Genomic DNA, 16,218 nt, shown 5'->3' with positions numbered 1-16,218 from the left:
CCCATATTTATTCGTTTATAACTGAATAGCGCAAAGCGCAATTCAGAAAACTTCCTGTTTTAACAGAGTAGCAGCGTCTTTTACCCGGGTAGTAAATCGTTAGCTGTTAAAAGATGTTATTGAATCGTTTTGTTAAAAAATAATTAAAGTGTGGTTGGTGAAAAAGTGAATTTCATAGGTTGGTTTGTATAAATGCTTGATATATAATGGTTAATGTTTTTGGGTGTGAGGTTTTAGTGAGGTAAAAAAAGGGCATGTTAGAGGTTTTTATGATGTCATTTATTAGCTTCCATTAACATTTGTCCACATGTTTGCATCACTATAATTTCTAAAATCTAAAAACAAATGAAAAATTTATTAGGAACAATTTTCCTTTTCATGTGCACCACACTAATGTGGGCACAAGAAACTACGGTTTCGGGTAAAGTAATTTCCCAGGACGATGGTCTGGGTATGCCCGGAGTAAGCGTGTTAGTAAAGGGGACCACAATTGGAACCATCACATCCTTGGATGGCGATTTTTCGCTTCAGGCCAACATGGGCGAAACACTTGTTTTTTCCTTTATCGGGATGGAAACGCAGGAGCATGTGATTAGCTCTTCCACTATTAACGTGGTAATGAAAAGTATTATCTCCGATTTGGACGAGGTGATAGTAGTGGGTTATGGCGTGCAGAAAAAGAGTGTTATGACTGCCGCAATTAGTAGTGTAAATGCAGATGAGCTGGAAAAGGCAAATCCATCACGTATCGAGGATGTGCTTAAAGGACGTGTTTCCGGTGTTCAAATCACCCAAAGTTCTGGTCAGCCTGGTGCAGACTCTAAGGTTAGAATTCGTGGTGTAGGAACTGTAAATAACAGTGAGCCTTTATACATTGTAGACGGGATGGCAGTTGATGGTGGTATCAATTACCTGAACCCATCAGATATTGAGTCTGTTGAGGTGTTAAAAGATGCGGCATCGGGTGCTATATATGGTGCAAGGGCGGCAAACGGTGTTATTTTGGTAACCACAAAATCCGGAAAAAAAGGAACAACGAAGGTGAATTACGATTTTTCCTACGGAATCCAGAATCCCTGGACAGAAAGAGATGTGCTGAATGCTACGCAGTATATGGTTATTATGAACGAAATGGCTTTGAACGATGGCAACAGTGCCAGGTACACTGCCGATCAAATTGCCAATGCAGGGTCAGGTACCGATTGGCAAAGCAAAACATTTAATTATGATGCACCGGTGCAAAATCACCAAATAAGCTTATCCGGCGGTGGTGAGACTTCTAATTTCTTTTTATCTTTTGGGTATTACAATCAGGAAGGTATTGTAGGCGGTAATTTCGATCGTTCAAATTTTGAGCGTTATAGTGTGCGTATAAATAATACTTACGATGTTTTTAATGTAGACAGAGGTTTATTGAAGAAACTTAGAGTAGGTGTTAATGCAGGATACACACGTATTGTTTCCTCAGGTATCGAAACTAACTCGGAGTTTGGTTCGGTACTGGGTAGTGCATTGGCCTTTAATCCTACTGTTCCGGTTTATGCCACGGATCCTGATGCAGTTTTGGCATCGCAACCTACGGCGGTTACCGATAAAAACGGAAGAGTATACTCTTTGCCACCGGCAGGCTTTCAGGAGATAGCGAATCCGGTAGCTATGTTAGATGCTCCTTCGGCCTCAAAGGACAATTCAGATAAAATAGTAGCTACTTTTTGGGGCGAACTGGAATTGTTGCAAGATCTTAAGTTTAAATCGAGCTATGGTGTAGATTTAGCCTTTTGGGGTGGTGATGGACATACCTTCCCTCATTTCTTAGCCAGCCAAGGTAAACATGTAGAGCGCAGCCATGTGTATTCTAACATGAACAGAGGCTATACCTGGCAGCTGGAGAATACCTTGCATTATGTAAAGAGCTTTGATGATAAGCATAACTTCTCGGTGTTATTAGGACAATCCGCTAAGGAATATACAACCAGGTACTTAGCTGGCGATGATTATGATTTGTTGGAGAACGACCCTAATAAAGCTGTAATTGATTATGCTATTGCCGATAGGGATGATGAGCGTGTTGCAGGTGGTACAGGTGGTTTTACATCAAGAACCCTGGCTTCTTACTTTGGAAGGTTAGATTATAACTTCGATGAGCGCTACATGCTTCAGGCTACGGTTCGTAGAGATGGTTCGTCAAACTTTGGCCCCAGCAACAAATGGGCTATTTTCCCGTCTTTCTCTGCAGGTTGGAATATCACTAACGAAAGTTTTATGGACAACAGACCTATGTGGTTAAGTTATATGAAACTAAGAGCCAGTTGGGGTAGAAATGGTAACGAAAATATTGCACCTTTCTCTTACACCAGCTTGATGGATGGTGGTCAGAACTACTACTTTGGCTCAGGCGATTATTCCTTGATGCAGTATGGTAGCAATCCTTCGCGTATTGCTAATGCCGATGTTAAATGGGAAGAGTCGGAGCAGATTGACGTGGGTATGGATTTTAGATTATTTAAGCATGCATTAGCTATTGGTGTTGATTACTTTAAAAAAGATACCAAAGGGATGTTGATGAATCAGCCTATTCCTTCCTACGTAGGTAAAGGTGCTCCAATTGCAAACGCAGGAGATATGGAAAACCAGGGTGTAGAGCTGGAAATAACGTTTAAAAATAGCATCGGCGATTTAAACTACAGTATTACAGGTCAGGCATCCTATATCAAAAATACCTTGATAAATATGGGTAACGACTCGGGCGAGAATATCTATGAATCGTCGGATGCTTCTGGTGTTGGTAGCTTTGTAAAAGGAACAAACGGAATGGTATTCCCTTATTTTTATGGATATAAAACGGCTGGTATTTTACAAAACCAGAGTGAAGCAGATAGCTACAATTCCATGTACGGTCAAAATGCAAAACCCGGTGATGTACGTTTTGTAGATTATAACAATGACGACGTTATTGATGATTTGGACAGAACCATGATTGGAAAAGGTATGCCGGATGTTACTTATGGAATTACCATTGGTGCTGATTATAAAAACTTCGACCTGAATGTATTCTTCCAGGGAAGCACGGGTAATGATATTTTCGACATATCGCAACGTGGTGATATTGCTGCCATGAACAGACCTTCATGGGTGTTAGATCGTTGGACAGGTGAAGGTACATCCACCAAAATACCGCGTATGACATCGGCCAACCCTAATTCTAACTGGCGTTCATCTGATTTATATATAAAGGATGGCTCATACATGAGATTGAAAAATATACAATTGGGCTATACCTTACCACAGCATTTGGTAAGTAAAGATATGTTCCAAAATATAAGACTTTATGTTTCGGCCGAAAACTTATTGACATTCACAAAATACGATGGATTTGAACCGGAAATTGCTTCGGGTGGATATACAACTATAGGTGTAGATAAAGGTATTTATCCGCAATCCAGAACGATCTCGATAGGTGCTAACATTACATTTTAAATAATATAAAAAATAAAAAATGATGAAAAAATATATTTTGCCAGTTTTCTTGGCTGTATTGATGGGATTCAGTTCCTGCAGCGAAGATTTCCTAACGGTGCAACCTACCGCTTCGCAGGAGGCAGGGGGTACTGCAACGGAAGGTGCTATCTTGTCCAATTTGGGCTCTGCATATAAAGTGTTGTTGTTCGATAGCTATGCCGACTTTAATTACAATAGTGTCCCTTTACTGTCCGATCTTCGATCAGATGATATTTTCAAAGGTGGTGGTGATGCCGGCGACCAGCGTCCGCTTTATCTGTTATCACAGTTTAATGTAAACCCCAACGAAACACCCGCAGGATTGTGGAATATTTACTACAGCGGACTAAGTAGGTGTAATAATGTGCTCGAGGCTTGCGATAATGCAGTGGGTGTAGATGAAGCCAAATTAAACCAGTTTAGAGCAGAAGCCCGTTTTTTACGAGCTTATTACGTACACTGGCTGTGGAAGTTTTGGGGTAATATCCCTTATTTTGAGCAGGATCTGCCTGCGCCTTATTTTGCACGCCAATTTACGGCTGACGAAGTGTACAACGAAATAATTGATGATGTAAACTTTGCCATCGAAGGAGATAAATTGCCTATGCAAACAACAGCTGCCAACGATGGACGTGCTACAAAGGCCGCTGCCATGATGTTGAAGGCCAGGATTGTAATGTATCAGAAAGACCAAAGCAAATATGCCGAAGTGCTGGCCGATATGGAAGCGATCCATGCCAGTGGAGCATTTGAGCTGGTTGATTTTGCTTCTATCTGGGATAGAGAAGGGGAGTTTGGACCGGGATCAATATTCGAAGCCAACCATCTGCCCGAAGGTAAAGATTGGGGAGCTGCCTGGACCGGTTATGGAACTAACCTACCCGCGTTTATCTCACCTAACGGACTCAATGGAGCTGATAACCTAAGTGGTGAAGACTTTTACAAAGGAGGTTGGGGATTTGGCCCGGTGAGACCCGATTTAGTTGGTATTTATGAAGAAGGTGATGAGCGTTTGGCCGCTTCCATCAATCAGTTTAGCGAAGGTACCTATACACCGCGTTTTCAGGATACAGGTTACTTTATGGCTAAATATGCTGCACGTAAAGAGTATAACGATGCGCCTTATGGACAGGATCTGAACTTCGAAAATAATGTTAGAATTTTCCGTTATGCAGAAACCCTGCTTAACGCTGCAGAGCTAATGGTGATACACGGTGTAGCTCCGGCTGGTAGCTTAACTGCACAAGAGTGTCTGGACTTGGTGCGTACACGGGCTGGTGTAGATCCTATCGCAGCTACGGCCGAAAATATCAAATTAGAGCGTCGTCGCGAGTTTGTGGGCGAAGGAATGCGTTTTTGGGATTTGGTACGATGGGGCGATACTAATCTGCTTACCGAGAGTATTCCTGCATATTCATCGGAAAGAACATGGAACGATGATATGAAGTACTTGGCTATTCCTCAATCGGAAATTGATAAAACCGAAGGAGAGTTCAAATTAGTACAGAATAAGGGGTATAATTAAAATAATAAATTAGGAATTATGAAGATTAAATATATTTCAGGACTTATCTTGGCGATGACATTGGTATTCGTTGCCTGTCAACCGGAGGAGTTTGGAGAGTCGGATTTGGAGCTAAATGCCACACCCTCTGAGGAACAAATGGAGTTTACAATAACCCAGGGCGAGGATGCATATCATTATGTGCTTGAAAACCTTACCCCGGTAAAGGGTATTCATACGGTTAGTTGGGAATTTGGGAATGGTGGCACGGCAAAGGGTGATAAAGTAATAGCTTACTATCCCTTACCCGGCGAGTTTGAGGTAGCTTTAACCATTACTGCCAATGATGGTAATAGTACTACTATAACGCAAAATGTAGTGCAAACCGAAACAGATTATGCTTTTTTAGAAAGCCCTATGCTAACCATGATTTCGGGTGGTGTGGCTGCTGCCGAAGGTAAAACATGGGTTATCGACAGTACTTCCTCAGGCCATTTTGGCATCGGCCCGGCCGATGGAACAGGCCTTGAATGGTGGGCTGCCGATCCCTTGACTAAAACAAATTCCGGAGCTTACGATGATGAGTTTGTGTTTACCTTGGTGGGTTTTGATTTCCAATACAATAACAATGGCGATTCCTACGTGAAGGACTTTCAAAAGGACAATGAGCACTATTCAAACGCTACGCCTTTATACGGTGAGCTGGATTGTAGGGTGAATTTTACTCCCGCTCCCGCAACATGGTCTTTTAGTGAGGAAGATGGAGTTAACTATATCACGTTAAGTTCAGCGAAACCCGTGTTTTTCGGTTTCGATTATGGTTCAAGTGATAATAAGTATAAGATAGACGAAGTAACCGAGAACTCCATTCATATGAGCTGTATTGGTGGCGATGGAAACCGTTGGTATATTAAACTGATACCCAAGGGATACGTTAAGCCTACCGTAACTTACTCGGTGGATATAGCAGCAACAGCAGAGGAGAATACCTGGTTGCTAAGTTTAATGGATGTGGTAATACCGGAAGGTTTGAGCGTAAGTGGTTACACGGTTGATTTTGGTGACGGTTCCGAAGTGGTGGAAGTAAATGGTTATACCGGAACTGCAGAGCATACGTACATGCGCAAGGGTAATTATCCGGTTACGATAACCCTTATGGCATCTAATGAGGATGTGGTAACTAATGAGTATATATTAGTCGAAAACCATCATTCTAACTATGTTCCTTTCCTTTTGGATTATATGGTAATGTACGTGGATAACAGTGAAGTAGAAATGGCACCTGTAGCTGGAGAAGACTGTGATGTTTCTGTAGTAGAGAATCCTGATCGCATCTATCCTAATAAAGGGCTGAATGTTTTCCATTACCGGAAAGAAGGTCAAGAATGGGCGAATGCCAATATGACACTGCCCGCCGGATATCGTTTTGATTTAACCACAAATAGTGTGTTTAAAATTATGGTTCGTGGTAAAGCAGGTCAGCAGGTTTTAATGAAGCTGGAAAATACCGATAAAGCTGAAGCGTGGAAAACTGGTACATATGATCTAATTTACACCATTCAAGCGGATGACACTTGGGAAGTAGCTGAGTATGATTTTGCTGGTGTTGGAGCAGGATGGGACTGGACTGGAGAACAGTTTACTTCGGATGTAACTACCGATCCTAATTTTAATCAGGGATTTTACAATATTATTCGCATTATGTGCAACCCGGGTGTGGGTGATGGCGTTCACGAATTTTATTTCGACGATTTGGCCGGGCCTCATGTAGAAGGATTGAAGTCAGCTAAATTGTAATAGTACAATAATAAAGGAGGGTTATTGTAACCCTCCTTTTTACAAAGTGATATTTAAAAAAACTCCGAATGAATAAAAATATTAGTGTGATATTTTGGGCCTGGATAAGTGTAATTATCCTGTTTAGTTCGTGTTCTGAAAACGAAAAAACAGATTTTTATACAGCAGATTTCACCTATGAAATAGATAGCTCAAATCCTAATAAAATAAATCTTACCAATACGTCTGAGGGCGATTATTTATACTTACAGTGGGATTTAGGGAAAGGAGAGGGGGCCGGCCGTAAAGATACAGATAAAACAACGGTACGGTCTGTTCATTATCCCAATAAAGGAACCTATGAAATTAGTTTAACCGTATGGGGACCTACAAATAAACCAGCCGATACCAAAGTTATTTCAAAAACTATCACCATTGCTCAGGATGATCCGGATTTTGATGGGGATAAAGAAACGCTAATTTGGTCTGATGAATTCGATGGCACTGAGATTAACCAAAACACCTGGACATTTGAAACCGGATCGGGTGGTTGGGGCAACAATGAATTACAGAACTATACCAATGGCGATAATGCACGTATTAGTGACGGCAAACTTATTATTACTGCACAAAAAGTAAACGACAGTAAGGCACCTGGATCGTATACTTCTACAAGAATGATAAGCTGGGGAAAAAAAGAGTTTACTTACGGACGAATAGAGGTAAGAGCCAAACTCCCATCCGGAAAAGGTATATGGCCTGCCATATGGATGCTGGGTGCTAATTTAAGTGAGGTGTCGTGGCCGGCTTGTGGCGAAATAGATATTATGGAATATGTGGGTTATCAACCCAATGTGGTACATGCAACGGTGCACACCCCCGCTGGTTACGGTGGTAATGGTAATGGTAAATCCAAAGCATTGGATACAGCTGAAGAAGAGTTTCATATCTATGGCCTGCTATGGAATAAGGATGAGCTGGTTTTCTATATTGACACACCGGATAATGTAACGCATACCTATGCTCCTGCAGTAAAAAACGCCTCTAACTGGCCTTTTGACAAACCCCATTTTTTCATCCTGAATGTGGCGGTTGGTGGTACTTGGGGTGGTGCTCAAGGTATTGACAACAGCATTTTTCCTCAAACCATGGAAGTGGATTATGTAAGGGTATATAAATTACCAAATTAATTTTAGTTTTATCGGGAGTTCTCCTGGGTATTTAATGTTTGATGAATCGAACCCCCGAACTGTCGGGATAGGCTATGAGCGTACCTTCTCATATAACCTGTCTCGTCTTAAGGGGTGAAGGGCGTCTGATGTGGCGTGTTCCATCTGGCCATTAAAAAACAAATTATAGACAAATGAAAAAAGTTTATTTTTTATATATGGGCTTGTTATGCCTTATTTTTACGGGCTGCCGGTATTCCAACGTAAAGCAAGACAATAATATAGAGCAAAAAGTGAGTCATTTAATAAACCAAATGACCCTGGATGAAAAGATTGGTCAGATGTGTCAATCAAATGGCTTTGGAGGAATTCCCGATGAGCTGAAAACGGCCTTGCGCAACGGCGAAATTGGATCTATTTTAAATGAGGTGGATGTTGAAAGACTAAACGAAATTCAAAAAATTGCCGTTGAAGAAAGTCGCTTAGGCATACCTTTACTTATAGGCCGTGACGTGGTGCATGGTTTTAAAACTATTTTCCCTATTCCCATAGGGTTAGCCGCAACATGGAATCCGGAAACCGTGCAGCAGGGGGCTCAGATTGCCGCACAGGAAGCATGGTCATCAGGCGTAAACTGGACCTTTGCACCTATGATTGATATTAGCCGCGATGCCCGCTGGGGCAGGATTGCAGAAAGTTTTGGGGAGGACCCTTATCTGACATCTGTAATGGGGGTGCATATGGTGAAAGGATTTCAAGGGGATGATTTAACCCGGGAGGGATCTATCATTGCTTGTGCAAAGCATTTTGCTGCATATGGAGCGGCCGAAGGAGGACGGGATTACAACTCTACACTTGTACCGCTCCGCGAACTAAGGGATGTTTATTTCCCACCATTTAAAGCGGCCGTGGATGCCGGTGCGCGTTCTTTTATGTCCGGATTTAACGATATAGACGGTGTGCCTGCAACGGGAAGCAAATTTTTGTTTAGGCAGGTGTTGCGTAACGAGTGGCAATTTGACGGTTTTGTGGTTAGCGATTGGGCTTCTACCTATGAAATGCTGGCGCATGGTTATGCCGCGGACAAAAAAGAAGCCGCGTTAAGAGCCATTAATGCAGGGATAAACATGGAGATGTTTGCCACAACTTATAAAGAAAATATTAAAACCTTATTAGACGAAGGTTTACTTAGCGAAAAAACGATTAACCAGGCAGTGAGGGAGATTCTGCGTGTAAAATATGAGCTGGGCTTATTCGACAACCCCTATGTACCTGAAGAGAAACAATACCAGTTTGCTAAAAAAGAATACCTGGATGCTGCCCAAAAAGCAGCAGTAGAAAGCATGGTATTGCTAAAAAATAAAAATAAAACCTTACCAATCGATAAAAAGGTTAAAAGTATTGCCCTGATTGGACCCATGGCCAACCAAATGTATGAGCAGTTGGGAACCTGGATTTTTGATGGAGACAGTACCTTAACAGTAACACCTCTTGCAGCACTAAATGAATATCTGGGCGAGAGTAAAGTAAAATATGCCAGTGGCCTGGCAATATCTCGAACTAAGACCAATGAGGGTTTTGCAAAGGCAATAGAAAAAGCCAAAAGAGCCGATGTAGTTGTATTCTGTGGCGGCGAAGAGTCTATATTATCGGGTGAAGCACATTCCAGAGCAGATATTAGTTTGCCGGGAGCACAGGAAGAACTGATAAAAGAATTACATAAAACCGGAAAGCCGCTTGTACTTGTTGTAATGGCCGGTCGTCCGCTTACCATTGGCGAAATTTCGGATTATGCCGATGCCGTGCTGTACGCCTGGCATCCGGGAACCATGGGCGGTAAGGCATTGGTTGATGTTTTGTTTGGTGATGAAAACCCTTCCGGAAAGTTACCGGTAACTTTTCCAAAGCAGGTAGGTCAGATACCCATTTATTATAATCATAAAAACACCGGTCGCCCCGCCAATCCGGCTTCGTGGACCCATATAGATGATATCCCGGTTAAGGCATCCCAAACTTCTTTAGGAAACGAATCGCATTACATTGATGCCGGTTTTAAACCTTTATATCCATTTGGCTATGGCTTATCCTATACCCGCTTTGCCTATGATAAGCTTACGCTGGATAAAGCATCCTATGCTATTGGGGATACGATAAAAATAACGGTTGAACTGGCCAATGTTGGTGAGCATAATGGAACCGAGGTAGCGCAGTTGTATGTGCGCGATTTAGTAGGAAACGTTACGCGTCCGGTTAAGGAATTAAAAGGATTTAAACGTGTTAATCTGCAAGCTGGCGAAAGCCAAAAGGTAAAATTCGAGCTGGCAGTGGCCAACTTATCTTTTTATAACGAGGATATGGAAAGCGTAGTTGAAGCGGGCGATTTTAACTTATGGGTAGGTGGCGATTCAAATGCACAATTAATGGCCACGTTTAAAGTAGAGTAAGTATTATAATTTTTAAGCAGCCTTGCCCCGGTAAAAAGAAAGGGGTAAGGCTGTGAAAATAAAAACTGGAGTGTAACAATAGGTGCTTAACCTCCTAAACATGGCATTAAACATATATTAGTCAAGTCACCTCCCTGGCTATACAGGCCGTGATGATACGTATTTAATACTTGATACTTTGTACTATACGCTTACAACTTGAGATGATAAAATTAGAGAGAGGAAATATAAAACTCTTGATTGAGAGGCCCGAAAAGGGATATCGGGGAACCAGATTCGACTGGACTGGTAAGGTGGTTCAATTATATTGGAAAAACATACCTTTTTGTACAAGTGAAAATTATAAAGGAAGGAAAGTAAATGGAGGTCGTGGTTTTTTTAATGAGTTTGGATTAACGGACCCGGTGGGATACGATGATTGTAAAGTGGGCGCTTTTTTTCCAAAAATTGGCGTGGGATTGCTTTGCAAAGAAACGCCCGAACCTTATGATTTTAGTCATACCTATCGAATGAAACCGATTCATTTTAGCGAGGTGGTTGATAATAGTGCAGTTCTGTTTCATTGTTTAAATAAAGATTTTGACAGTGCCTTTTTTCTGAAAAAGGAATTTAATATTTGTGAGGATGGCTTTACTATAGATTATTTTTTAGAGAATGTTGGGCAATGTGAAATTAAAACCTCGGAGTATGTACATAATTTTTTGGCACCGGGAGGTAAAAATATCTCGAAGCATACCCGGCTTAGGTTTAACGGTAAGCTGTGTCCCATTCAATATAACAAAGGCCTAAGTGCAAATGCAGTCGTTTTGTATAATGAGCATACCGTTAATTGGAGCAGGACACCCAATGAGGAATTTTTTTATGAAAATATTGCCGATCCGGTTAAAAACAGCACTAACTGGACATTGATAAATGAGCATTTAGGTATAGGAATTAGCGAAACAGTAAACTTTAATCCTACAAAAATAAATTTATGGGGACGCAAACATGTAGTTAGTCCGGAAGTTTTTAAAGGAATTCACTTAAAGCCCGGCGAGTCGGATACATGGCAACGAACGTATAGTGTTTTTAATGTTGGATAAAGTGGTTTTAAAAAAAGGAAAAATAAAATTAATAAATAATGGATAAGAAGCGTATTTTTCTTGGAAATACAAGTTTAAATTTCAGTCAGGCTGAAGTTGTGGGAGAGTTCGTAGAATGGCAACAGGAAAAGTTTTACAAGATTGGTAATTACGACCAGATGGAGGACTTTTTTATGAGCATCGTAAGCGATTCTGACCATTGGATGTTTTTATCGAGTAATGGATCTTTGTCGGCCGGAAGAAAGAATCGTGACAATGCCTTATTCCCATATTATACCGATGATAAAATTCATGATTACAAAGGTAAAACAGGCAGTAAAACTATTTTCTTGGTCAACAAAGAGGGTAAAACCTTTTTATGGGAACCCTTTTCTGATGTAAGCCAGGTTTATAGTATCGAAAGAAATATTTACAAAAGTATTTACGGAAACAAAGTTGTTTTTGAAGAAATAAATAAAGAGCTGGGTGTTAGCTTTCGGTATGAGTGGAGCAACACGGAAAAGTTTGGATTTGTAAAAAAATCTAAGGTCACCAACCTAACAGACAGTTCCGTTTCGCTTGACATGCTGGATGGTATTAAAAACATACTCCCTTATGGCATTGATTATGCCTTTCAGAACGAATATAGCAATTTGCTGGATGCCTATAAAAAAAATGAGTTATTGGCGGAATCTGGGTTGGGTTTGTTTATGTTAAGCTCAATACCCGTCGATCGTGCCGAACCCAGTGAATCATTAAAAACCACTACGGTTTGGTCTCACGGCTTAAAGGATAAAAAAATTCTGTTATCAGAAAAGCAGGTGGCAAATTTTAAAAAAGGAATGCCTGTGCAAACTGAGGTGGATGTGCGGGCTTGCCGGGGGGCATACTATTTAAACGCAGCGCTCCAGCTAAGTCCAAAGTCATCCCGGCAATGGGCCTTAGTAGCCGAAATAAACCAGGATAGCGTAGCAGTAGCCAATTTAAATCAGTTTATTTTAACTGAAAAAGCTATAGCTCAAATAGTGGATGAAGATATTGCCTTGGGAACAAGCAACTTAATTAAAATTGTTTCTGATGCGGATGGTTTGCAGGTTTCTAAGGATGAACTATCGTACGTTCGTCACTTTTCGAATACCTTGTTTAATGTTATGCGTGGTGGTATTTTTACCAATAACTATACGGTAGATACTAAGGATTACGCCTTGTATGTGTCTCAAACCAATAAATTAGTTAAGGATAAATACCAGGATTGGTTAAGCAAGCTCCCTGCCCATATTTCCTATCCTGAGTTAACAAAACTGGCCGAAGAAACCGGGGATCTTGATCTGATAAGAATCACAAATGAATACCTGCCCTTAACCTTTAGCAGAAGACACGGCGACCCTAGCCGTCCGTGGAACCAGTTTGCTATTGAAACCAAGAACGAGGACGGATCAATAAAATTGAATTATCAGGGTAATTGGCGAGATATTTTTCAAAATTGGGAAGCTTTAAGCCTTTCCTATCCTGAGTTTATAGAGGGTATGATCAGTAAATTTGTAAATGCATCCACACCGGATGGCTATAACCCTTACAGAATCACTCGCGAAGGTATTGATTGGGAATGCCCCGATCCGGATGATCCCTGGGCTTATATTGGCTACTGGGGCGATCATCAGATTATTTATCTTCAAAAATTCCTTGAGCTATCAAATGCTTATCACCCGGGTAAATTAGATCAGTTACTAAGCACAGATAGCTTTGTGTATGCAAACGTACCTTATCGTATTAAGTCGTACAATCAAATTGTAGCTAATCCTCAGGATACCATAGCGTTTGATGCGGAGTTAAACGAACAGATAAAAGCTAAAGTAAAAGCTATTGGTGCGGATGCACGCATGCTTTTCAATGCGCAAGGCGACTTGTATCGCGTTAATTTAAGCGAAAAAATACTGGTGACCCTTTTGGCTAAGTTAAGCAATTTTATACCGGAAGCAGGTATCTGGTTAAATACCCAACGTCCGGAATGGAACGATGCCAATAATGCTTTGGTGGGTAATGGTGTATCCATGGTAACCTTATATTATTTACGCAGGTTTTTAAAATTTTGGTCGGATAAATTAAGTGCTTCAAACATTACGGAAGTGGCTGTTTCGGAGGAAGTGAAAGCGTTATTGGATTCCATTTTTGCGCTTTTTGCCGATAACAAGGCCCTAATACAAAGCGGATTTTCTGATGAGCAGAGACGAAATTTTGCCGATGTGCTGGGCAGCGCAGGAGAAAAGTACCGCAACACTATTTATGCTAATTCCTTCTCCGGGCGTAAAAAAGCAATTAAAACGGCAGAATTACTTGAGTTTATGAACCTCGCTTTAGGCTTTATGGATCAGTCTATTAAGGTAAATAAACGCAAAGATGGCCTTTACCATGCCTACAACCTTATTGAATTTGGTGAAAATACAGTTTCGGTTCGTTACCTGTACGAGATGTTAGAAGGCCAGGTAGCTGTTTTAAGTTCCGGCTATTTAAACGCCAAAGAGAGCTTATCTGTACTGGATGCCTTAAAAGCAAGTGCCTTATTCCGTGAGGATCAGTATAGCTATATCCTATATCCGGATAGGCAATTACCTCGTTTTGAGGAAAAGAATAATATTCCGGTGGAATCAGTTGAGAACTCTAAATTGTTAAGCCAGTTACTGCAGGATGGAGATACCAGTATCTTAAATCGCGATAAGTTAGGAAACTGTCATTTCAATGGGTCAGTTCGAAATGCAGATGTATTAAAAGCTGCCATTGATGGCCTTGATAAAGCAAAGTATGGCGCCCTGATTGATGTTGAAAAAGATGCAGTGCTTGATGTCTATGAAAAAATGTTCGATCACCAATCCTTCACCGGTCGATCAGGTACTTTTTATGGCTATGAAGGATTAGGTAGTATTTATTGGCATATGGTATCTAAGTTATTGATTGCGGCGCAGGAATCGTATTTTAATGCATTGGAAGAAAATGCCGGTATCGAAATCCTGGGTCGTTTAAAAGATCATTACTACGAAATCAAAGCAGGTATTGGAATAAATAAGTCGCCGGCGCTTTACGGAGCATTCCCAACAGATCCTTACTCTCACACCCCGGGAGGTGCAGGCGTTAAGCAGCCGGGAATGACAGGTCAGGTAAAAGAAGATGTAATTGCACGATTAACTGAACTTGGCATACAAGTAAAATCAGGACAGATAGTATTTAATACCAGTATGTTAAGTCATAATGATATACTGGATAATCAGGAGGTTTTTAATTATTACGATATAGAAGGTAACGCACAACAAATTAGCCTGGAAAAAGGACAGCTGGCATTTACCTATTGTAAAATTCCTGTTATTTACACGTCCGGTGAAAAGGCGAAAGTGCTTGTTACATTCCGTAATGGCGAAACAAAAGAACTGCTAAAATATAAACTGGATAAAGAAATAAGTAATAAGCTATTTAACAGACAGGGAGAAATAGCTAAAATAGAGGTCACACTCGTGTAATGCTTTATCAACTAATTTGTACAAGACATTAGCCACTGCGGGTATGGCTTGTACAAATTAGGATTAAAATAACATAAAACCGTTACATCAATATACTTACTTAGTATCTGTATGTACGGAATTAAACCCAACAAATTAGAACGATACGCATATGTCAGCACGAAAAGAAAAGTTGCTCTCTTTATACGGAGTTAATTTCTCCGGGAAAAATTACGATGAGCTGCTTTCAATGTATAAAAATACACTAAACAAGGGAGTGCACGGTTTGTGTATGAGTCCATATGAAGAAGGACAGCAGCCCGGTGACCAGCTAAGCCGCGGACAAATAGAACGCAGACTCGATATTATGAAACCCTACACTCAATGGGTAAGAACCTTTTCTTGTACCGAGGGGAACGAACGGATACCCGAAATGGTCAAGCAAAGGGGAATGCGTACCCTGGTAGGGGCATGGCTGGGAACCGACGCAAAAATTAATGAGCAGGAAATTACAAATCTGATTGAAGTAGCTAAGCAAGGTTATGCCGACATAGTGGCCGTGGGAAATGAAGTATTGTACCGGGAAGATCTGTCAGAACAGGAACTGTTGAAATTCATTAAACGTGTAAAAGAAGAACTGCCCGGAATACCGGTAGGTTATGTCGATGCCTATTATGAATTCTGTAACCGTTCTAAGGTAGTAGATGCGTGTGATGTTATTCTTGCTAATTGCTATCCTTTTTGGGAAGGATGCAGTTTGGAGGACTCCTTTTTATACATGAAAGACATGTACCGAAGAGCCTTGATGGCCGGAAAAGGAAAAAAGGTAATCATCACTGAAACAGGTTGGCCTAATGCAGGGGGTGGTTTTTATGGGGCGGAAGCATCAGCGGCAAACGCCCTGAAATACTTTATCAATGCACAGCAGTGGTCAAAAGAAGAGGGTATTGAAATGTTCTATTTCTCGTCTTTTGATGAATCATGGAAAACATCAACAGAAGGTGGCGTTGGTGCCTATTGGGGAATCTGGGATAAAGATGAAAAGTTAAAATATATCGGGGAGAAAAGTAAAGTATAGTGAGGATAAAAAATAAACGAGAAAAGTTTTTGGCCATACATGCATGTTGGCTCTTAAAAAGCAGTGGGCATATTGAGCCAATTCCATTATTATAAATTCCACTTTATAGATTAAAAAAACGCAGTGTATTCGTGCCTAAGTGCATTTATTCCTGAAATTAACATGAAACGAGCAGGCAAATGCAATCATTTATTTTATAC

General features: G+C 40.9%; 8 protein-coding genes. All 8 read left to right on the top strand.

Annotation, left to right across the window (positions count from 1 at the left end; genetic code table 11):
* The first annotated feature begins 345 nt into the window (after positions 1 to 345).
* Entirely contained in the window at positions 346 to 3,477 is a 3,132-nt protein-coding gene (locus tag FN809_RS03955; RefSeq protein WP_142532152.1) for a SusC/RagA family TonB-linked outer membrane protein, read from the top strand.
* Positions 3,478 to 3,496: 19 nt separating this feature from the next.
* Complete coding sequence (locus FN809_RS03950; protein ID WP_246095431.1) at positions 3,497 to 5,023, top strand: RagB/SusD family nutrient uptake outer membrane protein; 1,527 nt, start codon at positions 3,497 to 3,499, stop codon at positions 5,021 to 5,023.
* A gap of 18 nt (positions 5,024 to 5,041) precedes the next feature.
* Positions 5,042 to 6,799, top strand: coding sequence for a PKD domain-containing protein (locus tag FN809_RS03945; protein ID WP_142532151.1), 1,758 nt, complete (start codon positions 5,042 to 5,044; stop codon positions 6,797 to 6,799).
* 68 nt (positions 6,800 to 6,867) lie between these two features.
* A complete protein-coding gene (locus FN809_RS03940; RefSeq protein WP_142532150.1) occupies positions 6,868 to 7,968 on the top strand; it encodes a glycoside hydrolase family 16 protein in 1,101 nt (366 codons plus the stop codon).
* 173 nt (positions 7,969 to 8,141) lie between these two features.
* A complete protein-coding gene (gene bglX / locus FN809_RS03935; protein WP_142532149.1) occupies positions 8,142 to 10,391 on the top strand; it encodes a beta-glucosidase BglX in 2,250 nt (749 codons plus the stop codon).
* A gap of 203 nt (positions 10,392 to 10,594) precedes the next feature.
* Positions 10,595 to 11,473, top strand: a complete 879-nt coding sequence (locus FN809_RS03930; RefSeq protein WP_142532148.1) for a hypothetical protein — start codon at positions 10,595 to 10,597, stop codon at positions 11,471 to 11,473.
* A gap of 38 nt (positions 11,474 to 11,511) precedes the next feature.
* Positions 11,512 to 14,961 carry a hypothetical protein gene (locus tag FN809_RS03925; RefSeq protein WP_142532147.1) on the top strand — a complete coding sequence of 1,150 codons (3,450 nt, stop codon included), beginning with the start codon at positions 11,512 to 11,514 and terminating at the stop codon, positions 14,959 to 14,961.
* A gap of 151 nt (positions 14,962 to 15,112) precedes the next feature.
* A complete protein-coding gene (locus tag FN809_RS03920; RefSeq protein WP_142532146.1) occupies positions 15,113 to 16,018 on the top strand; it encodes a glycoside hydrolase family 17 protein in 906 nt (301 codons plus the stop codon).
* Positions 16,019 to 16,218: the final 200 nt, after the last annotated feature.

The sequence above is a fragment of the Saccharicrinis carchari genome (assembly GCF_900182605.1).
In the GTDB taxonomy this organism is placed as follows: domain Bacteria; phylum Bacteroidota; class Bacteroidia; order Bacteroidales; family Marinilabiliaceae; genus Saccharicrinis; species Saccharicrinis carchari.
The sequence above is the reverse complement of the archived record's forward strand: the minus strand, read 5'-3'. Positions and strand labels throughout refer to the sequence as shown.

Excerpts from the sequence above, each read along its gene's own strand:
- FN809_RS03930 (WP_142532148.1), top strand. The coding sequence starts at position 10,595 with ATGATAAAATTAGAGAGAGGAAATATAAAACTCTTGATTGAGAGGCCC.
- FN809_RS03955 (WP_142532152.1), top strand. The coding sequence starts at position 346 with ATGAAAAATTTATTAGGAACAATTTTCCTTTTCATGTGCACCACACTA.
- FN809_RS03950 (WP_246095431.1), top strand. The coding sequence starts at position 3,497 with ATGATGAAAAAATATATTTTGCCAGTTTTCTTGGCTGTATTGATGGGA.
- FN809_RS03925 (WP_142532147.1), top strand. The coding sequence starts at position 11,512 with ATGGATAAGAAGCGTATTTTTCTTGGAAATACAAGTTTAAATTTCAGT.
- FN809_RS03945 (WP_142532151.1), top strand. The coding sequence starts at position 5,042 with ATGAAGATTAAATATATTTCAGGACTTATCTTGGCGATGACATTGGTA.
- FN809_RS03940 (WP_142532150.1), top strand. The coding sequence starts at position 6,868 with ATGAATAAAAATATTAGTGTGATATTTTGGGCCTGGATAAGTGTAATT.
- bglX (WP_142532149.1), top strand. The coding sequence starts at position 8,142 with ATGAAAAAAGTTTATTTTTTATATATGGGCTTGTTATGCCTTATTTTT.
- FN809_RS03920 (WP_142532146.1), top strand. The coding sequence starts at position 15,113 with ATGTCAGCACGAAAAGAAAAGTTGCTCTCTTTATACGGAGTTAATTTC.